The 22,549-nt window shown below is 53.3% G+C and carries 23 protein-coding genes, 1 tRNA gene and 1 other annotated feature; of the genes, 12 read left to right on the top strand and 12 right to left on the bottom strand.

Annotated features, from left to right (window positions below):
* The first annotated feature begins 143 nt into the window (after window positions 1–143).
* A tRNA-Asn gene (locus C3406_RS12850) sits at window positions 144–219 on the top strand.
* Window positions 220–332: 113 nt separating this feature from the next.
* Here the strand turns inward: C3406_RS12850 and C3406_RS12845 are convergent.
* From C3406_RS12845 to dacD, 4 genes are all read right to left on the bottom strand, one after another.
* Window positions 333–668: a DUF496 family protein gene (locus C3406_RS12845; RefSeq protein ID WP_103180181.1), complete on the bottom strand. Its 336-nt coding sequence runs from the start codon at window positions 666–668 to the stop codon at window positions 333–335.
* A gap of 167 nt (window positions 669–835) precedes the next feature.
* Window positions 836–1,894, bottom strand: coding sequence for an FUSC family protein (locus C3406_RS12840; RefSeq protein WP_103822473.1), 1,059 nt, complete (start codon window positions 1,892–1,894; stop codon window positions 836–838).
* 102 nt (window positions 1,895–1,996) lie between these two features.
* Window positions 1,997–2,470 (bottom strand): DNA gyrase inhibitor SbmC, encoded by a 474-nt coding sequence (gene sbmC / locus C3406_RS12835; RefSeq protein WP_103822474.1) that lies wholly within the window; start codon window positions 2,468–2,470, stop codon window positions 1,997–1,999.
* Window positions 2,471–2,591: 121 nt separating this feature from the next.
* A complete protein-coding gene (gene dacD, locus C3406_RS12830) occupies window positions 2,592–3,764 on the bottom strand; it encodes a serine-type D-Ala-D-Ala carboxypeptidase DacD (protein WP_103822475.1) in 1,173 nt (390 codons plus the stop codon).
* 204 nt (window positions 3,765–3,968) lie between these two features.
* On the opposite strand from dacD, the gene sbcB reads away from it, so the two are divergent.
* Window positions 3,969–5,393, top strand: a complete 1,425-nt coding sequence (gene sbcB / locus C3406_RS12825) for an exodeoxyribonuclease I (RefSeq protein WP_103822520.1) — start codon at window positions 3,969–3,971, stop codon at window positions 5,391–5,393.
* An 87-nt stretch (window positions 5,394–5,480) separates the two neighbouring features.
* On the opposite strand, the gene C3406_RS12820 is transcribed toward sbcB, so the two are convergent.
* From C3406_RS12820 to C3406_RS12805, 4 genes are all read right to left on the bottom strand, one after another.
* Complete coding sequence (locus tag C3406_RS12820; protein ID WP_168194464.1) at window positions 5,481–6,839, bottom strand: APC family permease; 1,359 nt, start codon at window positions 6,837–6,839, stop codon at window positions 5,481–5,483.
* Window positions 6,829–6,891 (bottom strand): membrane protein YoeI, encoded by a 63-nt coding sequence (yoeI, locus tag C3406_RS26860; protein WP_138370007.1) that lies wholly within the window; start codon window positions 6,889–6,891, stop codon window positions 6,829–6,831. The genes C3406_RS12820 and yoeI overlap by 11 nt, the downstream gene beginning before the upstream one ends.
* Before the next feature lie 218 nt (window positions 6,892–7,109).
* The gene (locus C3406_RS12810; RefSeq protein WP_103822477.1) at window positions 7,110–8,039 is read right to left on the bottom strand and encodes a LysR family transcriptional regulator; all 930 of its coding nucleotides are present in this window, start codon (window positions 8,037–8,039) and stop codon (window positions 7,110–7,112) included.
* Between the two features lie 40 nt (window positions 8,040–8,079).
* Window positions 8,080–8,904, bottom strand: a complete 825-nt coding sequence (locus tag C3406_RS12805; RefSeq protein WP_103822478.1) for an SDR family oxidoreductase — start codon at window positions 8,902–8,904, stop codon at window positions 8,080–8,082.
* A gap of 174 nt (window positions 8,905–9,078) precedes the next feature.
* Between C3406_RS12805 and hisL the strand changes: the two genes are divergently transcribed.
* From hisL to hisIE, 9 genes are all read left to right on the top strand, one after another.
* Complete coding sequence (gene hisL, locus C3406_RS12800; RefSeq protein WP_001364200.1) at window positions 9,079–9,129, top strand: his operon leader peptide; 51 nt, start codon at window positions 9,079–9,081, stop codon at window positions 9,127–9,129.
* Window positions 9,105–9,228, top strand: a sequence feature (His leader region). Its footprint overlaps the gene before it by 25 nt.
* Before the next feature lie 45 nt (window positions 9,229–9,273).
* A complete protein-coding gene (gene hisG / locus C3406_RS12795; RefSeq protein WP_103180189.1) occupies window positions 9,274–10,173 on the top strand; it encodes an ATP phosphoribosyltransferase in 900 nt (299 codons plus the stop codon).
* A 5-nt stretch (window positions 10,174–10,178) separates the two neighbouring features.
* On the top strand, window positions 10,179–11,483 hold the full coding sequence (gene hisD, locus C3406_RS12790) for a histidinol dehydrogenase (RefSeq protein WP_103822479.1): 1,305 nt from the start codon (window positions 10,179–10,181) through the stop codon (window positions 11,481–11,483).
* Window positions 11,480–12,541, top strand: a complete 1,062-nt coding sequence (hisC, locus tag C3406_RS12785) for a histidinol-phosphate transaminase (protein ID WP_103822480.1) — start codon at window positions 11,480–11,482, stop codon at window positions 12,539–12,541. Before hisD ends, hisC begins: the two co-directional genes overlap by 4 nt.
* A complete protein-coding gene (hisB, locus tag C3406_RS12780) occupies window positions 12,538–13,605 on the top strand; it encodes a bifunctional histidinol-phosphatase/imidazoleglycerol-phosphate dehydratase HisB (RefSeq protein ID WP_103822481.1) in 1,068 nt (355 codons plus the stop codon). The genes hisC and hisB overlap by 4 nt, the downstream gene beginning before the upstream one ends.
* Entirely contained in the window at window positions 13,605–14,195 is a 591-nt protein-coding gene (hisH, locus tag C3406_RS12775; protein ID WP_103180193.1) for an imidazole glycerol phosphate synthase subunit HisH, read from the top strand. Before hisB ends, hisH begins: the two co-directional genes overlap by 1 nt.
* Window positions 14,195–14,932: a 1-(5-phosphoribosyl)-5-[(5-phosphoribosylamino)methylideneamino]imidazole-4-carboxamide isomerase gene (gene hisA / locus C3406_RS12770; RefSeq protein WP_103822482.1), complete on the top strand. Its 738-nt coding sequence runs from the start codon at window positions 14,195–14,197 to the stop codon at window positions 14,930–14,932. Before hisH ends, hisA begins: the two co-directional genes overlap by 1 nt.
* Window positions 14,914–15,690, top strand: coding sequence for an imidazole glycerol phosphate synthase subunit HisF (gene hisF, locus C3406_RS12765; protein WP_103822483.1), 777 nt, complete (start codon window positions 14,914–14,916; stop codon window positions 15,688–15,690). The genes hisA and hisF overlap by 19 nt, the downstream gene beginning before the upstream one ends.
* On the top strand, window positions 15,684–16,295 hold the full coding sequence (gene hisIE, locus C3406_RS12760; RefSeq protein ID WP_039030242.1) for a bifunctional phosphoribosyl-AMP cyclohydrolase/phosphoribosyl-ATP diphosphatase HisIE: 612 nt from the start codon (window positions 15,684–15,686) through the stop codon (window positions 16,293–16,295). Before hisF ends, hisIE begins: the two co-directional genes overlap by 7 nt.
* Window positions 16,296–16,337: 42 nt before the next feature.
* Here hisIE and wzzB read toward each other — a convergent pair whose 3' ends face one another.
* Complete coding sequence (gene wzzB / locus C3406_RS12755) at window positions 16,338–17,318, bottom strand: LPS O-antigen chain length determinant protein WzzB (protein ID WP_103822484.1); 981 nt, start codon at window positions 17,316–17,318, stop codon at window positions 16,338–16,340.
* A gap of 194 nt (window positions 17,319–17,512) precedes the next feature.
* Here wzzB and C3406_RS12750 point away from each other — a divergent pair, with 194 nt between their 5' ends.
* Entirely contained in the window at window positions 17,513–18,517 is a 1,005-nt protein-coding gene (locus C3406_RS12750) for an NAD-dependent epimerase (protein ID WP_103822485.1), read from the top strand.
* Between the two features lie 45 nt (window positions 18,518–18,562).
* Here C3406_RS12750 and ugd read toward each other — a convergent pair whose 3' ends face one another.
* The 3 genes from ugd to C3406_RS12735 form a co-directional block, all read right to left on the bottom strand.
* Window positions 18,563–19,729 (bottom strand): UDP-glucose 6-dehydrogenase, encoded by a 1,167-nt coding sequence (gene ugd, locus C3406_RS12745; protein WP_103822486.1) that lies wholly within the window; start codon window positions 19,727–19,729, stop codon window positions 18,563–18,565.
* Window positions 19,730–19,981: 252 nt separating this feature from the next.
* Window positions 19,982–21,388 (bottom strand): NADP-dependent phosphogluconate dehydrogenase, encoded by a 1,407-nt coding sequence (gene gndA, locus C3406_RS12740; protein ID WP_103822487.1) that lies wholly within the window; start codon window positions 21,386–21,388, stop codon window positions 19,982–19,984.
* A gap of 98 nt (window positions 21,389–21,486) precedes the next feature.
* The gene (locus tag C3406_RS12735; RefSeq protein ID WP_103822488.1) at window positions 21,487–22,536 is read right to left on the bottom strand and encodes a DUF1972 domain-containing protein; all 1,050 of its coding nucleotides are present in this window, start codon (window positions 22,534–22,536) and stop codon (window positions 21,487–21,489) included.
* Window positions 22,537–22,549 lie beyond the last annotated feature (13 nt).

The following is a 22,549-nucleotide window of genomic DNA, read 5'->3' as shown; positions in this document are numbered from 1 at the left end:
AAAGCAGATCCTGCAAAGTATTTCCCACAAAAATATGTAGGTAATTACGACAAACTGGTGACAGAATCGGCAGTTGATCGAATCGGACTAAGATCAGGTTTGACAAAAGTTTTTTCGCCGCTAAGATAACGCTCCACAACGATTCCTCTGTAGTTCAGTCGGTAGAACGGCGGACTGTTAATCCGTATGTCACTGGTTCGAGTCCAGTCAGAGGAGCCAAATTTAAAAAGCCTGCTTTCGAGCAGGCTTTTTGCTTTTCTGATGCCGGTAAAAAAACCGGAGCCAAAAAAAAGCCCCCCGACTGGTCGGAGGGCTTAGCTGTTAGGCGGTGATTACTCGCCTTTGGCTTCCGCGTGCTTCATCTCGCCCATCACTTTCAGTTTTTTGGAGATTTCGCGACGCTCTTTAGAGATCTCAGCGTTTTTGATGATGTAGTCGTCTACGCGGTCTTCGTAGTCGCTTTTCATGCTGGCAATGATGCCCTGGATAGCTTCAACGCTCATGCCTGGTTTGATGTAATCGCTCAGGTTGTCCAGCAGCAGAACGCGCTTCTGGTTGTCACGGATCTTCTTCTCAACGTCCTGGATTTCACGTTGCAGTTTGTTCTTACGGCGGAACAGGCGGACAAACTCCAGAACATCCTGGAACGAAGGCTTAGTTGTTTCCATTTTTACACCCCTGATAATGTGAGATTCGGATTCGTTTAAACAACCGCGATAGCATTAACCTTACTGACAGCGATTGCTGATGACAATAATTTTTCCTTTGTCCCTATCATAACCTCAATTTCTGCTGAATCGAAGCAGCAGACAACACAACCCTGCATAGCCGCTTTTTATTTGCGCAATGCCCGGCAGATAAGATGCGATAATAATTCCAGCTGGCGAGCAAGTTCCATGCTCAACCATACATAGCCGTGTATGGGCGTTTCCGCCACGTTTTCATTGTGATGATCGTTGATCAACTGACGCAGCTCGGCAACGATTTCGTTCAGCCGCTCGGTGTTCGCCAGGATGGGCTGCGGATTACCTTCATAAAGCGCATGGGCAATGGTGAGCAGCGTTTGCTGCGTCATCTGCTGCGTCTCTTTTAAGGTCCGGGCATTCAGCATCACAAAATGGCTGGCCCGGGAGGACCAGTGGGCGTTGATCTGTAGCTCGAGCATGCAGACCAGGTTGCGGCTCACGGTCTGGATCGCTTCAAAGATCGCTTTCTGAATATGGGTCTCTTTGCTGGCCGGAGTGATCAGACCGCGCATTTTTACCACGTCATTGAGGATGGTTTGCAGGTGTTTTTCCAGCCGTGGTCGTTCCACCAGGTTGGGGGAAAAGCCCGCCTGGTAGACCCGGTTAAAGGCGGTGACGTAGTTCGCCATCTGGATACGCCAGTGTAAAAAGGCGCGCTGCGGCCAGATACCGGTAAAGAGCATCGCCAGCAGCGATCCCAGAATTACATCACCGCTTCGCCACAGAGCAGTCTGCATGTCCCCGGTCGGCGCGCCAATCACCACCGCGAGGGTGATGCCGATCAGCAGCGCCTGATAGGGGCGTTTGCCCAGTGCCAGCCAGCCGCAGAGAAACATGGCCGCCGCGCACCACACCAGCATCAGCGGCAGAGAGATTAGCTCCAGCTTCAGGGCAATTAACCCCAACGCCGAACCCAGAATGGTGCCGCCAATGCGCTCGTACGCGCGCGGAACGACGTTCCCCCAGAAGGAGATCGGCCCCATGATGACCACCAGGGTGATCAGCGGCCATGTCCCTTCCGGCACCTCCAGCAGACGCACCAGTAAAAAAGTGAGGATAAACGCCAGCGCGATACGGCATCCATGTACGATGCGGTAATGACGATACAGTCGAATTTCAAAAGGCGTTAGAGATTTGTCGGGGCGCACACGCTCTCCAGCTTTACGGCAAACCCTGATTGTACTGCGTTTTCTGCCGGAGTAGTGCTCCCCGGCAGAAAAACCCTGTTAAAAGTGGGCATTAGTGGACCGTTACGCAATACGGCTCTGTACCGGAATAAACATCTCGATATCCCAGTAACCGTCGGCGTTACCGTCATTCAGATAACGTTCAAAGCAGGCTTTTGGCGCGATCTGGTAATCGACATCCTCAAGCAGGCTGTCGAAAAACAGGTTCCAGGGCGTGGCGAAATCATGGTTTTCTACGCGGGCCGTCGCCACCGCGTAGTCGCCTGCAGCCACTTCGGTGAGGATCACCCCTTCACTGTTGGGAGGAATAACAAAATCGTCCGGCACGGTGATGACCGTGTCGCAGCGTAATTTTTCGGCAGGCACTTCGTCAGGGTTATCATAATAGACCGCCACCCACTCCAGCGGCTGGATCTGACGCCCCTGCACCCACATCATCAGTTGTTCAAAACCCTGCTTAACGGTTTGCTCCCACGGGCCAACCATATGAAAACCGGCAATTTTGCGTTTGTTCTGGTGCGTGATGCTGTAGTCCATGCTGCCTCCGATTGTTCACTGTATATACATACACTGTAATGCAGAAAAAAGCGGTTTAACAATAATGACCTGTCTATTATGCGAGCAGGCTCGCACAGTCGCCAGCCTGCTCCTCCATGCGCTACGCCTTATGGTGCAGATAGTCGCTTAGCCGCGAGAACATCCCGCCTTTACCGACGCTCTCCAGCGTCACCAGCGGCCAATGAGCTACCACTCTATCGCGATCGTATAGCTCGATCTCCCCGACCCGCTGATGGGCGGCAATCGGTGCTTCGAGCTCTTTCTTATCCAGGACATACTTCGCCTTGATGTTGGGCAGCTCCGCCTTAGGCAGCGCCAGCCAGAAGTCCTGATCGGTGCCTAACGAAATACGCTCCTTATCACCGTACCAGATGCGCTCGTTGCCCACTTGCTTACCATTACGCAGGATCTGCACGGTATCGAAATTCTGTTGGCCCCACTGGAGTAGTTTGCGCGCCTGATCCTCGCGGCCTTTTGGACTTTCAGCTCCCATGACGACGGCAATCAGACGGCGCTCGCCGTCGACAGCAGAGGCGATCAGGTTAAAACCGGCGCCGGAGGTGTGTCCGGTTTTCAGACCATCCACATTGAGCGACTTGTCCCACAGCAGACCGTTACGGTTCTTTTGAGTGATACCGTTCCAGGTCAGGCTCTTTTCACTGTACATATGATAAAACGCCGGCTCACCGTGGATGATGGCGCGGGAGAGCACCGCCAGATCGTAAGCGGAGCTGTGCTGGCCCGGTGCATCGAGACCGTGTACCGTTTCAAAATGGGTGTCGCGCAAATTCAGCTTTTTGACGTAATTATTCATCATATTGACGAATTGCGGCTGCCCGCCCGCCACGTAATCAGCCAGCGCCACGCAGGCGTCGTTCCCGGAATCGACAATCAGGCCGCGGCTGAGGTCGCGCACGGAGACCCGTTCACCCGCTTTCAGGAACATCAGCGAGGAGCCGTCAAAAACCGGATTGCCCTTGGCCCAGGCATCCTGACCGACCGTGACCATATCGTCCGGGGTGATGCGATGGCTGTCGATCGCGCGATCGACCACATAGCCGGTCATCAGCTTGGTCAGGCTGGCCGGATTACGCTGCTGATGTTCGTTGCCCGCCGTTAAAATTTGCCCCGTCGTATAGTCCATCAGCACCCAGGAACCCGCCTGGATAGCTGGCGGCTGCGGCGCATAATTAATCGGATCGGCAGCCAGCGCGGATGAAATGCTCAAAGTGAGTAAAGAAACAGCAATAAACAGACGGCGTTTCAACGGTATATCCTCAGGTCATTTAAAATCGTTGCCCTTTTTACGGAAGTTTCCCGCTGGATACCTGGAATAATTGCAAAAAAATGTGACAGCACGCATGTTTTTCCCGGATGCCAGGTCGCAAATTTGCAGGCGGACAGCGCTTTTTCTTCGGCGTGCCTGGCCGGATGGTTTACCATAGCAGCGTCACTCATAAACAGGATGGTATTACTGGTGTCTGACTCCGCCGCGCGCCCTACATTTTTATTTCACGATTACGAAACCTTCGGCACCAGCCCGTCGCTGGATCGCCCCGCTCAGTTTGCTGCCATCCGCACCGATGCAGATTTCAACGTTATCGGCGAGCCGGAGGTGTTTTATTGCAAACCGGCCGATGATTATTTACCCCAGCCCGGCGCAGTGATGGTCACCGGCATCACCCCGCAGGAAGCCCGGGAGAAAGGGGTAAATGAGGCAGAGTTTGCCCGTCGCATTCATGACCTGTTCACCGTGCCCAACACCTGCGTGGTGGGCTACAACAACGTGCGCTTCGATGACGAAGTGACCCGCCATATTTTCTACCGTAACTTCTACGATCCTTACGCCTGGAGCTGGCAAAACCGTAATTCGCGCTGGGATCTGCTCGACGTGATGCGCGCCTGCTACGCCCTGCGTCCGGAGGGGATTAACTGGCCGGAAAACGACGACGGGCTGCCCAGCTTCCGCCTGGAACATCTGACCCGCGCGAACGGCATTGAACACAGTAACGCCCATGATGCCATGGCGGATGTGTACGCTACCATTGCGATGGCGAAGCTGGTTAAGACCCAACAGCCGAAGCTGTTTGAGTACCTGCTCAGCCATCGCAGCAAACAAAAATTAACCACTCTGATTGATGTGCCGCAGATGAAACCACTGATGCACATCTCCGGGATGTTTGGCGCCTGGCGAGGCAACACCAGCTGGGTCGCCCCGCTGGCCTGGCATCCGGAAAACCGCAACGCGGTGATTATGGTGGATCTGGCAGGCGATATTACCCCGCTGCTAACGCTCGATAGCGACCAGCTTCGCGAGCGGCTGTACACGCCGAAAGAGGCGCTGGGCGACGATGCCGCCGTACCGCTGAAGCTGGTGCATATCAATAAATGTCCGGTGCTGGCGCCTGCCAACACCCTGCGCCCAATCGATGCCGAGCGGCTGGGAATCGATCGTCAACGCTGCCTGGCTAACCTGAAGCTGCTGCGGGAAAACCCGCAGGTGCGGGAAAAAGCGGTGGCGATTTTCGCCGAAGCGGATCCGTTTATTCCTTCTGAGAACGTCGATGCCCAGCTCTATAACGGCTTTTTCAGCGATGCGGACCGCAATGCCATGAATATCGTTTTGCAGACCGATCCTCGTAACCTGCCTGCGCTGGATATTACCTTTGCGGATGAGCGCATCCGGAAGCTAATGTTTAACTATCGCGCGCGTAACTTCCCCGGCACGCTGGATGAGGCCGAGCAGGAGCGCTGGTTGCAGCATCGCCGCAACGTCTTTACGCCGGAATATTTACAGGCCTATGCCCAGGAGCTTGAGATGCTCTACGGTGAGTACGAAGGCAATGCGGAGAAGCAGGCACTGTTGAAAGCGCTGTACCAGTATGCGCAGGAGATTGTGTAAGTTCAGGGCATAAAAAAACCGGAGGCGATGTACTCCGGTTTTTTTGCTTTGCCCGGCGGCGTTACGCTTGCCGGGCCTGGAAAGTTGTTATGCGACGTCTTCGTACTGCGGTACCGGGTTGCGGAAGCTTTTGGTCACGCATGCCAGGTAAACCAGGCCGATACCACCCCAGATCAGACCCAGAATCATGGAGCTCTCTTCCAGGTTGATCCACAGCGCACCCACGGTCAGCGCGCCACATACCGGCAGCAGCAGGTAGTTGAAGTGGTCTTTCAGCGTTTTGTTGCGCTTCTCACGGATCCAGAACTGCGAGATCACGGAGAGGTTAACAAAGGTAAAGGCAACCAGCGCACCGAAGTTAATCAGGGCAGTCGCGGTAACCAGGTCAAAGTTAATCGCCAGCAGCGCAATCGCACCCACCAGCAGCACGTTCCATGCCGGGGTACGCCATTTCGGATGAACATAACCGAAGAAGCGCGTCGGGAATACGCCATCACGACCCATCACGTACATCAGACGGGAAACGCCTGCGTGCGCCGCCATACCGGATGCCAGTACGGTAACGCTGGAGAAGATCAGCACGCCCCACTGGAAGGTTTTACCCGCAACATACAGCATGATTTCTGGCTGTGACGCATCCGGATCTTTGAAGCGAGAGATATCCGGGAAGTAGAGCTGCAGGAAGTAAGACGCACCGATAAAGATGATGCCGCCCAGCAGCGCCGTCAGGAAGATAGCACGCGGGATGACACGCTCTGCGTCTTTTGTCTCTTCAGACAGAGAAGAGATACCGTCGAAGCCCAGGAACGAGAAGCAAAGGATCGTCGCACCGGTGATCATTGGCACAACGTGCGCGCCTTCAGACCAGAACGGACGTGAGCTTACCAGCGTACCCGCACCTTCACCGTGAGAAACACCGTAGATGATCAGACCGACGATTACCGCAACAATACCCATCTGCAGGATAACGATCAGGGTGTTGAAGTTAGCAACGGTCTTGATGCTGCGCAGGTTAGAGATGGTCATAAAGGCCACCAGCGCTACAACGAAGATCCACGACGGCACGGAAGGCACCAGCGCTTCGAAGTAAATTTTTGCCAGCAGAATGTTGATCATCGGCATGAACAGGTAGTCCAGCAGAGATGACCAGCCCACCATAAAGCCAACAGCCGGGCTAATGGATTTCTGAGCATAGGTGTACGCAGAGCCAGCAGACGGGAAGCGGCGAACCAGCTTACCGTAGCTCAGCGCGGTAAAGAGGATTGCGACCAGCGCAAAGGCATACGCCGTTGCAACGTGACCGTCAGTGAGGCCTGATACGATACCGAATGTATCAAACAGCGTCATCGGCTGCATATAGGCAAGGCCCATCATAACAACCGGAATCAACGTAAGCGTTTTACGTAATTCCACGCGAGAGGTTTTTGGAGTTGCATTATGCGACATAGTTATTCTCCTTTACGGTGAATACCGCCACGTAAGCGAATGATTGCCCCATTTCTTTCTTCCTCAGCGACAACAACTGTCGGATTTTAGTAAGTATCTATCCGGTACGAAGCCCGGCCTCTTGGATTTAAATGATTTTCTTACATGCAAAAAAAAATAACCGACGCCTTTTATATCGTCGATTATTTATATGTTTGCAGCGGCGCATTTTGCCCTGGTTTGGGACGAAAAGGCAAGAGTGCAAAGGCTATCTGACACAAAAAATTCACACTAATCGCTTGATTTCTCGGCTTCGCTTTGGGCGTAAACGGCAGCAATAGCACTATTTGCTAAAATTTCCTGGCGCCACCAGGCGCTGGCGAGGCCGGCAGTCTGTTCATTCCAGCCTATCCACACGGAATCATAACTGGATTGCGCCATCACCTGCTTCTCAACTAACGCCCCGCTTTCGATAAAACGCTGAGCTAAATAACGCGGAAGGTAACCGCAGCCTAAGCCGCTAATTTGCAGTTCCAGTTTGGTTTTAAAATCGAAAACGGTAATGGCTTCCTGATCGTCAAGCAGCTGCGATGACGCGGTGCAGCCAGGCAAAGCGCTGTCACCCACCACAATGGCACGGTAGCTTTTAATGACCCGACGGTTAATCGGCTCGGGCTCCTGGGCTAAAGGATGGTGCGGGGCAATGACGAAGACCTGTTCGAGCTGTCCCAGACAGGCAAAACCAAATTCGCTGAGCTGGGGCGGCTCGTGTAATGCGCCGACGACAATATCCGCCCGCCCCTGCACCAGCGCCTCCCATGAGCCCGCAAGGACGCCGTTGATAAACTTAAGCCGGGTGACGCTGTGTCGCTGATAGAAGGCTTCAATCAGCGGCGACAGCAGTGAAAAGGGAAACGTATCGTCTACGCTGATTATCAGCTCATTTTCCCAACCCTGATGCAGTTTGACGGCCTGCTTTTCCAGCTCGCGTACTGAATGCAGTACTTCCCGCCCCTTTTCCAGGAGCATTTTTCCGGTGCGGGTAAAGCGCGCCCGGTGGCCGGTACGGTCAAGGATTTGAATATTAAGGTCGCTTTCCAGCTTGTGAACGGTATAACTGAGGGCGGAGGGCGTTTTAAAGAGCTTCGCCGACGCCGCGGCAAAGCTCCCCTCTTTTTCCAGTGCATCAAGGATTATAAGGACATCCAGCAGCGGTTTCATGCTCACCCCCTTGTGGTGCGCTTACGCTCCGCCAGCGGCGTTACTCCATTGGCATAACCAGCGGATCGGGAAAGAGATACTCAAATCCCAGTTCATGACAGATGCGGTTCCCATCAATCAATTTGCCCTTCCCCTCTCCGGGGGCATCGTGAAAGTGCGGTGGCGCCAGGCCAAGCTGACGGGCCATCGCCGGATAGAATGTACTGCGTGTTGGATGAGAGGGCGCACATATATTATAGATGTGCCCGCCCTTCGGGGCCTGTAATAACAGGGTAATTGCGCCGATCACGTCTTCAAGATGCACCAGATTGACGCCATGTTGCCCGTCCGGCGCTGATTTACCGGCAAAAAAACGCCCGGGATGACGGCCAGGCCCGACTAACCCTGCAAGGCGTAATATATCCACCTGAGTGCCGGGTAAATTATGCAGCCAGTCCTCCAGCTCTTTTAAAACACGCCCGCTGGAGGTTACCGGCTGGCGCGGCATATTTTCTTTGACGGTGCCTTCGACATCGCCATATACCGAGGTTGAGCTGGTGAAAATAATGCGCGGAATATGGTGTGCCAGCGCGCTGTCGACAATTTCCTGCACCGCTTGCAGATAATAGGTTTCACCCGGACCGGTGCGACGTGCCGGCAGCGTTAATACCAGCGCATCCACATTCATCAGAGCGTCCAGGTCATCGGCGTCGCATACCAGTTCCGGCTCAAGGCGCAACTCAACGCTCTCAATACCGCACATCCGCGCCGCCTCGACGCCATCTGCGGTGGTTTTGCTGCCAGTGACGTGCCAGCCCCGCGCCTGTAACGACATAGCTAGCGGCATTCCAAGCCATCCCAGACCGACAATTGCGACCTTTTTCATGCGTTTTCTCCTGACTATTACGCCTCTGCTGTAAGGCTACGCCAGCCACGCTGAACTGACAATTGATAGCGCTAATATGAAATCATTTAATGATTAAAAAAAGCCCTTGCTTTATATAGCGCAAGTGGTTTAGGTTAAACGACATCACATGAATAAGCATTCATCGAGAATTTTATGACACGCGTTCAATTTAAACACCATCATCATCACCATCATCCTGACTAGTCTTTCAGGCGATGTGTGCTGGAAGACAGTTAGATCTTCCAGTGGTGCATGAACGCAAGAAAAAGCCCCCGGAAGATCATCTTCCGGGGGCTTTTTCTTGGACCGTATTCAGGCAAGTTACAACAGGATCATGAGGAACCGACAATGTTAGATAATTCACGTTTACGCATAGCTATGCAGAAATCAGGTCGTCTTAGCGACGATTCACGCGAACTGCTGGCGCGCTGCGGCATTAAAATTAACCTGCACACGCAGCGTTTGATTGCGCTGGCAGAGAATATGCCGATTGATATTCTGCGCGTGCGTGACGATGACATTCCGGGCCTGGTGATGGACGGCGTGGTAGATCTGGGCATCATTGGCGAAAACGTGCTGGAAGAAGAGCTGCTGACCCGCCGCGCCCAGGGTGAAGATCCGCGCTACTTCACGCTGCGCCGTCTGGATTTTGGCGGCTGCCGCCTGTCGCTGGCCACCGCGGCTGACGAACCGTGGGACGGCCCGGCTTCACTGAATGGCAAGCGAATTGCCACCTCCTACCCTCACCTGCTGAAGCGCTACCTCGATCAGAAGGGTGTGCAGTTTAAATCCTGTCTGCTGAACGGTTCTGTTGAAGTCGCGCCGCGTGCCGGTCTGGCTGATGCTATTTGCGATCTGGTTTCCACGGGCGCCACGCTTGAAGCGAACGGCCTGCGCGAAGTGGAAGTGATCTACCGCTCCAAAGCCTGTCTGATCCAGCGCGACGGCGAAATGCCTGAAGCCAAGCAGCAGCTGATTGACCGTCTGCTGACCCGTATTCAGGGGGTGATCCAGGCCCGAGAATCTAAGTACATCATGATGCATGCACCTACTGAACGCCTGGATGAAGTGATCGCCCTGCTGCCAGGCGCTGAACGTCCAACCATTCTGCCGCTGGCAGGGGATCAGCAGCGCGTTGCGATGCACATGGTCAGCAGCGAAACCCTGTTCTGGGAAACCATGGAAAAACTGAAAGCGCTGGGCGCCAGTTCAATCCTGGTGTTGCCGATTGAGAAGATGATGGAGTAACAACCATGAGCTTTAACACCGTGATCGACTGGAACACCTGTAGCGCGGAACAGCAGCGCGACCTGCTGATGCGCCCGGCTATCTCCGCGTCACAGAGCATTACCCGCACCGTGGCGGAGATTCTGGAAAATGTAAAAACCCGCGGCGACGAAGCCCTGCGGGAGTACAGCGCTAAGTTTGATAAAACCGAGGTCGGCGCGCTGAAGGTCAGCGAGCAGGAGATTACCGAGGCCGCAGCGCGCCTGAGCGATGAGTTAAAGCAGGCGATGGCTGTCGCAGTGCAGAATATTGATTCCTTCCACACGGCGCAAAAGCTGCAAACTGTCGATGTGGAAACCCTGCCCGGCGTGCGCTGCCAGCAGGTGACCCGTCCGGTCGACTCGGTGGGCTTGTATATTCCGGGTGGCTCCGCTCCGCTCTTCTCTACCGTGTTGATGCTGGCGACCCCTGCCCGTATCGCCGGTTGCCGTAAAGTGGTGCTCTGCTCTCCGCCACCGATTGCCGATGAAATTCTGTATGCCGCGCAGCTGTGCGGCGTGCAGGAGATTTTCAACGTCGGCGGGGCGCAGGCTATCGCGGCGCTGGCGCTGGGGACGGAGTCCATTCCGCGCGTGGATAAAATCTTCGGGCCGGGCAACGCCTTTGTCACCGAAGCCAAGCGTCAGGTCAGCCAGCGACTGGACGGTGCAGCCATCGACATGCCGGCCGGTCCGTCGGAGGTACTGGTGATTGCCGACAGCGGCGCGACCCCGGATTTTGTCGCTTCCGATCTGCTCTCCCAGGCCGAGCACGGCCCGGATTCGCAGGTTATCCTGCTGACACCGGATGCAGATATGGCAAAACGCGTGGGTGAAGCCGTTGAACGTCAGCTTGCGGATCTGCCCCGGGCAGAGACTGCCCGCCAGGCGCTCTCCGCCAGCCGCCTGATTGTCGCCCGGGATCTGGACCAGTGCATCGCCATTTCTAATCTCTATGGCCCGGAGCACCTGATCATTCAAACCCGCAACGCCCGTGAGCTGGTCGACAGCATCACCAGCGCCGGTTCGGTATTTCTTGGCGACTGGTCCCCGGAGTCCGCAGGGGATTACGCTTCCGGAACGAACCACGTGCTGCCGACCTACGGCTATACCTCCACCTGTTCCAGTCTGGGACTGGCGGATTTCCAGAAGCGCATGACTGTGCAGGAGCTTAGCCGCGAGGGCTTTGCCTCTCTTGCCGCGACGATTGAAACCCTGGCCGCCGCTGAACGCCTGACCGCCCACAAAAATGCCGTGACGCTGCGCGTTGCCGCCCTGAAGGAGCAAGCATGAGTATTGAAGAGTTAGCCCGCGACAACGTTCGCGCCCTGACCCCGTATCAGTCTGCCCGCCGCCTGGGGGGCAATGGCGATGTCTGGCTGAATGCCAATGAATTTCCGACGCCTGTCGCCTTTGAGCTGACCCAGCAGACGCTGAACCGCTACCCGGAGTGTCAGCCGAAAGCGGTGATTGAAAACTATGCGGCCTACGCTGGTGTAAAAACGGAGCAGGTGCTGGTGAGCCGCGGTGCGGATGAAGGCATCGAACTGCTGATCCGCGCCTTCTGCGAGCCGGGTAAAGACGCAGTGCTCTACTGCCCGCCGACCTACGGCATGTACAGCGTCAGCGCAGAAACCTTCAACGTTGAGCTGCGTAAAGTGCCAACGCTGGAAAATTGGCAGCTTGATTTACAGGGTATTGCCGATAATCTCGACGGCGTGAAGGTGGTCTTTGTCTGCAGCCCGAATAACCCCACCGGCCAGCTGATTAACCCGCAGGATATTCGCGCCCTGCTGGAGATGACCCGCGGCAAAGCCCTGGTGGTCGCCGATGAAGCCTATATCGAGTTTTGCCCCCAGGCGACGCTCGCCGGCTGGCTGGCAGAGTATCCGCACCTGGTGATCCTGCGAACCCTCTCAAAAGCGTTTGCCCTGGCCGGGTTGCGCTGTGGCTTTACGCTGGCGAATAAAGATGTAATCGATCTGCTGATGAAGGTGATTGCGCCTTATCCGCTCTCGACCCCGGTGGCCGATATCGCCGGCCAGGCGCTTACCCCTGAAGGTATTACCGCCATGCGCGGTCGCGTGGCGCAGATTATTGCCGAGCGCGACTATCTCGTCAGCGCCCTGAAAAAGATCCCCTGCGTTGAGCAGGTTTTCGATTCGGAAACCAACTATATTCTGGCGCGCTTCACCGCCTCAAGTGCAGTATTTAAATCTTTGTGGGATCAGGGCATTATCCTTAGAGACCAGAACAAACAACCCTCTTTGAGTGGCTGCTTACGTATCTCCGTAGGCACCCGGGAAGAGAGCCAGCGCGTTATCGACGCCCTGAATGCGGAGAAAGTATGAGCCAGAAGTACCTCTTTATCGATCGTGACGGCACCATTATTTCAGAACCACCCTCGGATTTTCAGGTCGATCGTTTCGACAAGCTGGCGTTTGAAGCCGATGTCATTCCGGTGCTGCTTAAGCTGCAAAAAGCCGGTTTTAAGCTGGTGATGATCACCAATCAGGACGGTCTGGGCACCGACAGCTTCCCGCAGGCCGATTTTGACGGCCCGCACGATCTGATGATGCAGATCCTGACCTCACAGGGCGTCGCCTTTGATGAAGTGCTGATTTGCCCGCACTTACCCGCTGATAACTGCGACTGCCGCAAGCCGAAAGTGAAGCTGGTCGAGCAGTATCTGGCCGAAGCGGCGCTGGATAAAGCCAACAGCTATGTGATTGGCGATCGCGCTACCGACATCGAACTGGCTGCTAACATGGGCATTACGGGCCTGCGCTATCACCGTGACACCCTGAACTGGGCAATGATTGGCGAACAGCTGACCAAACGCGACCGCTTCTCCCACGTTGAGCGCAATACCAAAGAGACGCAGATCGACGTGAAGGTCTGGCTGGATCGCGAAGGCGGAAGCAAGATCCATACCGGCGTGGGCTTTTTCGATCATATGCTGGATCAGATCGCTACTCACGGCGGATTCCGTATGGAGATCGGCGTAAAAGGCGATCTCTACATTGACGATCACCACACCGTGGAAGATACCGGCCTGGCGCTGGGCGAAGCGCTGAAGCTGGCGCTGGGTGACAAGCGCGGGATTAACCGTTTCGGCTTTGTGCTGCCGATGGATGAGTGCCTGGCGCGCTGCGCGCTGGATATCTCTGGCCGTCCGCACCTGGAATATAAAGCTGACTTTACCTACCAGCGCGTAGGCGACCTGAGCACCGAGATGGTTGAGCACTTCTTCCGCTCCCTCTCCTACGCCATGGGCCTGACACTGCATCTGAAAACCAAAGGTAAGAACGATCACCACCGCGTGGAGAGCCTCTTTAAGGCCTTTGGCCGCACCCTGCGCCAGGCCATTCGCGTGGAAGGCGATACCCTGCCGTCGTCGAAAGGAGTGCTGTAATGAATGTGGTGATCCTCGATACCGGTTGCGCCAACCTTAACTCCGTAAAATCAGCCATTGCCCGCCACGGCTACGAGCCGCTGGTCAGCCGCGATCCGGATGTGGTACTGCGCGCCAGCAAACTCTTTTTACCGGGCGTCGGTACGGCACAGGCGGCGATGGATCAGATCCACCAGCGTGAACTGGTTGAACTGATCAAAGCCTGTACCCAGCCGGTGCTGGGTATCTGTCTGGGCATGCAGCTGCTGGGCCGCCGCAGTGAAGAGTCCAATGGGGTGGACCTGCTGGGCATTATTGATGAAGACGTGCCGAAGATGACCGATCACGGTTTACCTCTGCCGCACATGGGCTGGAATCGCGTCTATCCGAAAGCGGGCGATCGCCTGTTCCGTGGTATCGAGGACGGAGCGTACTTCTATTTCGTGCACAGCTACGCAATGCCGGTGAACACCCACACTATCGCTCAGTGTCATTACGGTGAGCCCTTCACCGCCGCGGTGCAGAAAGATAATTTCTACGGCGTGCAGTTCCACCCGGAGCGTTCCGGTGCCGCAGGCGCGCAGTTGCTGAAAAACTTCCTGGAGATGTGATGATTATTCCTGCTTTAGATTTGATTGACGGCACGGTTGTCCGTCTGCACCAGGGCGATTACGGCCAGCAGCGCGACTACGGTAAAGATCCGCTGCCACGCCTTCAGGACTATGCCGCGCAGGGCGCTGAGGTGCTGCACCTGGTTGACCTGACCGGCGCGAAAGATCCGGCCAAACGCCAGATCCCGCTGCTGAAAAAACTGGTCGCGGGCGTTAATGTCCCGGTGCAGGTTGGCGGCGGTGTGCGTACAGAAGAGGACGTGGCGGCGCTGCTTGACGCGGGCGTGGCGCGCGTAGTGGTAGGCTCCACCGCGGTGAAAGATCCCGAGACGGTAAAAGGCTGGTTCAGACGCTTTGGCGCCGACGCGCTGGTGCTGGCGCTGGATGTGCGTATTGATGAACAAGGTCAGAAACAGGTTGCGGTCAGCGGCTGGCAGGAGAACTCTGGCGTGACGCTGGAGGCGCTGGTCGATCTCTATCTGCCGGTGGGCCTGAAGCATGTTCTTTGCACCGATATCTCCCGCGACGGCACCCTGGCGGGCTCTAACGTGTCGCTGTATGAAGAGGTCTGCGCCCGTTATCCGCAGGTGGCGTTCCAGTCTTCGGGCGGCATTGGTGATTTGAATGATATCGCGGCTCTGCGCGGTACGGGTGTTCGTGGGGTTATCGTTGGTCGCGCCCTGCTGGAAGAAAAATTTACGGTTAAGGAGGCGATTCAATGCTGGCAAAACGGATAATTCCTTGTCTCGACGTGCGGGATGGTCAGGTCGTGAAGGGCGTGCAGTTCCGCAACCACGAGATCATCGGTGATATCGTCCCCCTGGCAAAACGCTATGCGGAAGAAGGGGCTGACGAGCTGGTCTTTTACGATATCACCGCCTCCAGCGATGGCCGCGTGGTGGATAAAAGCTGGGTGGCGCGCGTGGCGGAAGTGATCGACATTCCTTTCTGCGTGGCGGGTGGGATTAAATCGGCGGACGATGCGGCCAAAATTCTCTCCTTTGGCGCCGATAAGATCTCCATTAACTCCCCTGCCCTGGCCGATCCCGAACTGATTACCCGTCTGGCGGATCGTTTTGGCGTGCAGTGCATCGTGATCGGCATCGACACCTGGTTTGATGAAGCCACCGGCAAATACCACGTTAACCAGTACACCGGTGATGAGAGCCGTACCCGCGTTACCCAGTGGGAGACTTTGGACTGGGTGCAGGAAGTGCAGAAGCGCGGCGCGGGGGAGATCGTACTGAACATGATGAACCAGGACGGCGTGCGCAACGGCTACGACCTCGCTCAGCTGAAAAAAGTACGCGAGGTATGCCATGTCCCGCTGATTGCCTCGGGTGGCGCAGGCACGATGGAGCACTTCCTGGAAGCCTTCCGCGATGCCGATGTTGACGGCGCGCTGGCGGCCTCGGTGTTCCACAAGCAGATTATCAATATTGGTGAGTTAAAAACGTTCCTGGCGAATCAGGGCGTGGAGATTAGGGTATGTTAACAGAGCAACAACGTGCGCAGCTGGACTGGGAAAAAACCGACGGTCTGATGCCGGTGGTGGTGCAGCACGCGGTGTCCGGTGAAGTACTGATGCTGGGCTATATGAATCAGGACGCCCTGGCGAAGACCCTCGACAGCGGCAAAGTGACTTTCTTCTCACGCACCAAACAGCGCCTGTGGACCAAAGGCGAAACGTCCGGTCATTTCCTGAATGTGGTCAGTATCACCCCTGACTGCGATAACGATACTCTGCTGGTGCTGGTTAATCCTATCGGGCCTACGTGCCACCTGGGCACCAGCAGCTGCTTTGGGGATGCCAGCCACCAGTGGCTCTTCCTCTATCAGCTGGAGCAGCTGCTGGCTGAACGCAAAACGGCCGACCCGCAAAGCTCCTATACCGCGAAGCTCTATGCCAGCGGCACCAAGCGTATCGCGCAGAAAGTGGGTGAAGAAGGCGTTGAGACAGCCCTGGCCGCCACCGTGAACGACCGGGCCGAGCTGACCAATGAAGCCTCTGACCTGATGTATCACCTGCTGGTGCTGCTCCAGGATCAGGATTTGGACTTAACGACAGTGATAGAAAATCTGCGCCAGCGACACAAATAAAAAAACCGGGGAAACCCGGTTTTTTTAGCAGTTGAATCTGTATCAGGCTCTGGCGTTATAGTTACGCAGCGCGTTGCGGCCTAAGACAACGCCGGAGCCAATAATCCCGCCAAGCAGCACCGCAAGAACCAGTACGATTGAACGTTTCGGGCTATCGCGATAAACAGGCAAGTCTGGCTTCATCACGTAGCGATAAGCATGGATAGACGTCGGATCGATTTTCAGCTTCTGAATATCCAGCAATTTTTGCTTGTTCTGGTAGTAGCTGTCGGATAGCGTAAGTGGACGCGAAGATTCATGCGCAATCATGGATTGTAGCGCTTCGGTACCTAGCAAGAACATGGTTTCCTGCGTGACATCCTGAGTCTGCTGAATTTTTGGGGTGGTAATGTTCGCAGCCTCGGCGTATTTCAGCGCTTCATTAATCTGTCGGATTCGCAGGTCTTTTTGCTCCTGAGCAATAGCTTGCTGGTTATTCAATACATCTTTTAAGGTCGCAACCTGCTGCTTAATGTTATCGTTGAGATCCACTTCAAGTTCTTTTTGAATTTGCTCATCAATTTGCTGAATATATTGCGCCACCTGCTTCTGTGCTGCCTCAGCCGAACCATTAACGTAACTGATACTCAAGGGTAAAGGCTGGCCTTTTACTACCGGTTCGATAGTCAGCTTCTCCGGTTCAGCTTTATTTTCCAGTGTCTGGGACAAGGCTGAGAATGAGGCGTTATAGCGATTAATTACGCTTTCCTGAATATCTGTTAATTTTGGTGCGTTTGTACCATACAGAATGTTCAGGGCGTTACTATAGCTACCGATTTGGGCTGCATCAGGCTCAGTGATGATTGCTGTAGACGTCCACTTCTCCTTAGCGAAGGCTAAATACACGCCAGCAAGAATTAATGCGATGACGACAAACGCAGCAATGACCCTTTTCCCGCGCCATAGTTGCATTAATAGATCAATCAAATCAATCTGCTCAGGGTCACTGCTTCGCGTGACCACGTTATTGTTGTTGTGAATCATATAGTCCTTAGAATGCAAATAAGCGCAAAGTATAAAGTCTGGGATATAGTTTATCGATTGTTTTCAGATTATCTATAGGAATCCGATGAGGCATATCGAAAATATGATGTTTGGTAACCCTGCGCATCGCGTTATCATACCTCAAATCCGGTACTTAACGCACCGGGCACGATAAGTAACAGATGAGGACAGTTATGAAATTTCTGGTCACTGGCGCAGCAGGCTTTATCGGCGCACATGTCAGCAAGCGGCTTCTGGATGCCGGGTATCAGGTTGTGGGTATCGACAACCTCAATGACTATTACGATGTGAACCTGAAGCAGGCGCGTCTTGATCTTCTCACGTCCGCGAACTTCACCTTCCATAAGCTCGATTTGGCTGACCGCGAAGGTATGGCTACCCTGTTCGCCGATGAAAAATTTGATCGAGTGATCCATCTGGCTGCCCAAGCGGGTGTTCGTTACTCCCTGGAGAACCCCCATGCTTATGCCGAAGCCAATCTGGTAGGCCACCTCAACGTGCTTGAAGGCTGCCGTCACAATAAAGTACAGCACTTACTTTACGCATCTTCCAGCTCCGTTTACGGACTGAATCGTAAGATGCCGTTCTCTACCGACGACTCCGTAGATCACCCGGTCTCGCTGTATGCCGCGACCAAAAAAGCCAACGAATTGATGTCGCACACCTACTCCCATCTTTACGGGCTGCCAACTACCGGTCTGCGCTTCTTCACCGTTTATGGGCCGTGGGGTCGTCCGGACATGGCGCTGTTTAAGTTCACCAAAGCCATGGTAGAAGGCAAGAGTATCGACGTATACAATTTCGGTAAGATGAAGCGTGACTTTACCTACATCGACGATATCGCCGAGGCGATTGTTCGCCTGCAGGATGTAATCCCGCAGGCAGACAGTGAATGGACGGTTGAGTCTGGCTCTCCGGCAACCAGTTCGGCGCCGTATCGCGTTTATAACATCGGTAACAGCTCGCCCGTTGAGCTGATGGATTACATTACGGCGCTGGAAGAGGCCTTAGGCATTGAAGCTGACAAAAACATGATGCCGATACAGCCGGGCGACGTGCTGGAAACCAGTGCGGATACCACCGCCCTGTACGAGGTGATCGGCTTCAAACCGCAAACCTCGGTGAAAGATGGCGTAAAAAACTTCGTTGACTGGTACCGCGAGTTTTACAAAGTGTAATAAAAAGCCCGGCGATAATGCCGGGCTTTTTATTTAACCGTAGTATCAGTCGCTACCAAACAGATCGCGGGTATAGACCTTATCCGCCACGTCAGAGAGCTCTTCCGCCATCCGGTTGGAGATGATCACATCCGCCTCTTTTTTGAAAGCATCCAGATCGCGAACCACACGTGAATGGAAGAATTCATCTTCTTTCATCACCGGTTCATAAATAATAACCTGTACGCCCTTAGCCTTAATACGCTTCATGATCCCCTGGATGGAGGAGGCACGGAAGTTATCCGAGCCGCTTTTCATGATCAGACGGTACACGCCCACCACTTTCGGGTGACGCGCCAGAATGGAGTCGGCGATAAAGTCTTTACGCGTCCGGTTGGCATCTACAATGGCAGAGATTAGATTGTTCGGTACGGATTGATAGTTAGCCAGCAGCTGCTTGGTATCTTTCGGCAGGCAATAGCCGCCATAACCAAAGGACGGGTTGTTATAATGGTTGCCGATACGCGGGTCGAGGCACACACCTTCGATGATCTGACGGGTGTTCAGCCCGAGGCTCTCTGCGTAGCTGTCCAGTTCATTAAAATAGGCAACACGCATTGCCAGATAGGTATTAGCAAAGAGTTTAATGGCTTCCGCTTCTGTCGCGTCCGTGAACAGAACATCAATGTTCTTTTTGATTGCGCCTTCCTGCAGCAGCGCAGCAAAACGTTCCGCACGCTCTGAGCGCTCACCAATGACGATACGGGACGGGTGCAGGTTATCGTACAATGCCCTGCCCTCACGCAGAAACTCTGGTGAGAAAATGACATTATCGATACCCAGCTCTTCTTTTATCGACTGAGTGAAACCAACAGGAATAGTCGATTTGATGATCATCACGGCATTCGGATTGATTGCTGTCACATCCTTAATCACCGCTTCGACGCTTGAAGTATTAAAGTAGTTCGTCTTCGGATCGTAGTCGGTTGGCGTGGCAATGATGACAAAATCGGCCCCGCTGTAGGCATCAACTTTGTCCGTGGTGGCCCGGAAGTTCAACGGCTTGTTGGTCAGGTACTCCTGGATCTCTTTGTCTACGATTGGGGAGATCTTCTGGTTCAGCATATCAACTTTGGCCTGCACGATATCCAGTGCGACCACTTCATGGTGTTGCGCGATCAGGATCCCGTTTGAGAGACCCACATAACCTGTTCCGGAGATTGTTATTTTCATCGAGTTAACTTCTTTAGATTAAGTGTCCGGGAGCGACTACCGCCCCACCGCAATAAGCAACTTTTGGGGTTTTTACCGCGTATGTCGAGTTGATGTCAAGGCGAATGGTTGGCTACAGAAAGGCATAAATACAGTGGTTTATGCTGCAGTCTGGCATGCCGGTTGAATCAGCCGAGGTAATGCAGGGTATTACGCATAAAAAAAGCCCGGTGATGTTCACCGGGCTTCGCTACATGACTGAGTTAAATCAGATTAATCCAGCCACTCGGTGTGGAATACACCTTCTTTATCAGTGCGTTTATAGGTGTGTGCACCAAAGTAGTCACGTTGCGCCTGAATCAGGTTGGCAGGCAGCACGGCGGCACGGTAGCTATCGTAATAAGCAACGGCTGCAGAGAAGGTTGGAACCGGAATACCGTTCTGTACCGCATAAGCGACGACATCACGCAGCGCCTGCTGGTAATCATCGGCGATCTGCTTGAAATATGGTGCCAACAGCAGGTTAGCGATGTTCGCGTTTTCAGCGTAAGCATCGGTAATTTTCTGCAGGAACTGAGCACGGATGATGCAACCGGCACGGAAGATCTTCGCGATTTCGCCGTAGTTCAGATCCCAGTTGTTCTCGTCAGACGCAGCGCGCAGCTGAGAGAAGCCCTGAGCGTAAGAGACGATTTTACCCAGGTACAGCGCACGGCGGACTTTTTCAATAAATTCCGCTTTATCACCAGCAAGTTTCGGCTGTGGACCGGTCAGCACTTTAGATGCTGCTACACGCTGCTCTTTCAGAGAAGAGATATAACGTGCGAAGACCGATTCAGTGATCAGGGACAGCGGCTCGCCCAGATCCAGGGAGCTCTGGCTGGTCCATTTACCGGTACCTTTGTTTGCCGCTTCATCAAGGATCACATCGACGAGGTATTTACCCTCTTCATCTTTCTTGGTGAAAATGTCTTTGGTGATGTCGATCAGGTAGCTGCTCAGTTCACCGTTGTTCCAGTCGGTGAAGGTTTGCGCCAGCTCGTCGTTAGTGAGATTCAGGCCGCCTTTCAGCAGAGAATAAGCTTCAGCAATCAGCTGCATATCGCCGTATTCGATACCATTGTGAACCATTTTTACGTAATGACCCGCGCCATCCGGACCGATGTAGGTCACACACGGCTCACCATCTTCGGCAACGGCAGCAATCTTAGTCAGGATTGGTGCAACCAGCTCGTAAGCATCTTTCTGGCCGCCAGGCATGATAGATGGGCCCTTCAACGCGCCCTCTTCACCGCCGGATACACCGGTACCGATGAAGTTGAAGCCTTCAGCAGAGAGCTCACGGTTACGACGAATAGTGTCGTGGAAGAAGGTGTTGCCGCCATCAATGATGATGTCGCCTTTTTCCAGATAAGGTTTCAGAGAGTCGATGGCAGCATCAGTGCCAGCGCCAGCTTTCACCATTAACAGGATACGACGAGGCGTTTCCAGGGATTCAACAAACTCCTGAACCGTATAGAACGGAACGAGTTTTTTGCCTGGGTTCTCGGCAATCACTTCTTCAGTTTTATCACGGGAGCGGTTGAAAACGGAGACGGTATAACCACGGCTTTCGATGTTCAGCGCCAGGTTGCGCCCCATCACTGCCATACCGACGACGCCGATCTGTTGTTTGGACATTACATACTCCTGTCAGGTGTGGTCACCACGCCGAGTGCGCGGCTTGAAATGTAGCTTAGATGTTAACCTAAGTGAGCATTATGTGTAATACATCGCACCTAATAAAGTGCTTCATAACTCTCAGCAATAGTCTTCCATGTATATCTGGAACAGGCAATTGCTTTCATAGATAACGCACAATTCTGCAACTGTTCGGACAGCATTTGTTCATTATTTAATATTTCGCTTAAATCAAGTTCATTGCGAAAATAGAGAGCAGTATTATCAGTAGTGTATCGATTAAAAGCACAATCAAATGCTAAGACTGGTTTAGCAAAGTGCATAATTTCTACAAGTGAAGGATTTGTGCCGCCAGCAGAGTGCCCATGGACGTAGGCTTTACATTTTGAACGAAGTTCAAATAGCTGATCGATGTTATAAATTGGCGCAATCATTTCAATGTTGGAGAATTCGCAATATTTTTTAATCATTTTTTTACCGAACTCACTACTCTTCCAGTTTCCAACAAATTTGAGTTTATTACCTGATTTTGAAAAGGTCTCAAGAATCAGTTCAACATTGTTTTCTGGTTCGATTCTACAAAGTGAAAGATAATAATCATCAGCACTTACATCAACAGTACCTTGTAAAACATGATCGCCGCCATAGGCAATCGTTACAGCCTCAATTCCATAGTTTTCTTTTACATATTTAGTTATTTCTTGGTTATCAGCAATAACCACATTTGAAAACTTAACAGCCAGCCACTCTGAAAATTTTAAAAACTTTTTAATAGCGTAATTCCATTTGTTTCGCTTCCATTCGAGCCCATCGATATTTGTAATTATTTTGGCATTTGATATGAGCCGAATCAATGGTAAAGCAATACATCCTGAAATGCCTAAAATCAATATAACATCAGATTTACGAGATTGAAGAAGAGAGAGAATATCATAAGGAATACTCTGAATACCATTAGCATTTAAGTCAATATATGTCAACTCCGCGCCATTGTATTCTCCTATTTTTTTTTCGTACGTTTTACCAGAGCAAAAGACGTTATATTTGATAGTCCCCGACGAATAAGCAGTCAAATTCTCTACAAGCGTTTCAAATCCGCCATAACAAGCTGGAATACCAGCAGTTCCAACAATAGATATTTTTTTCATTTTATGTTCATTA

Origin of the sequence: Leclercia sp. LSNIH8, from assembly GCF_002920195.1 — a bacterium.
GTDB lineage: Bacteria > Pseudomonadota > Gammaproteobacteria > Enterobacterales > Enterobacteriaceae > Enterobacter.
This window is presented reverse-complemented; position numbering and strand designations above follow the sequence as displayed.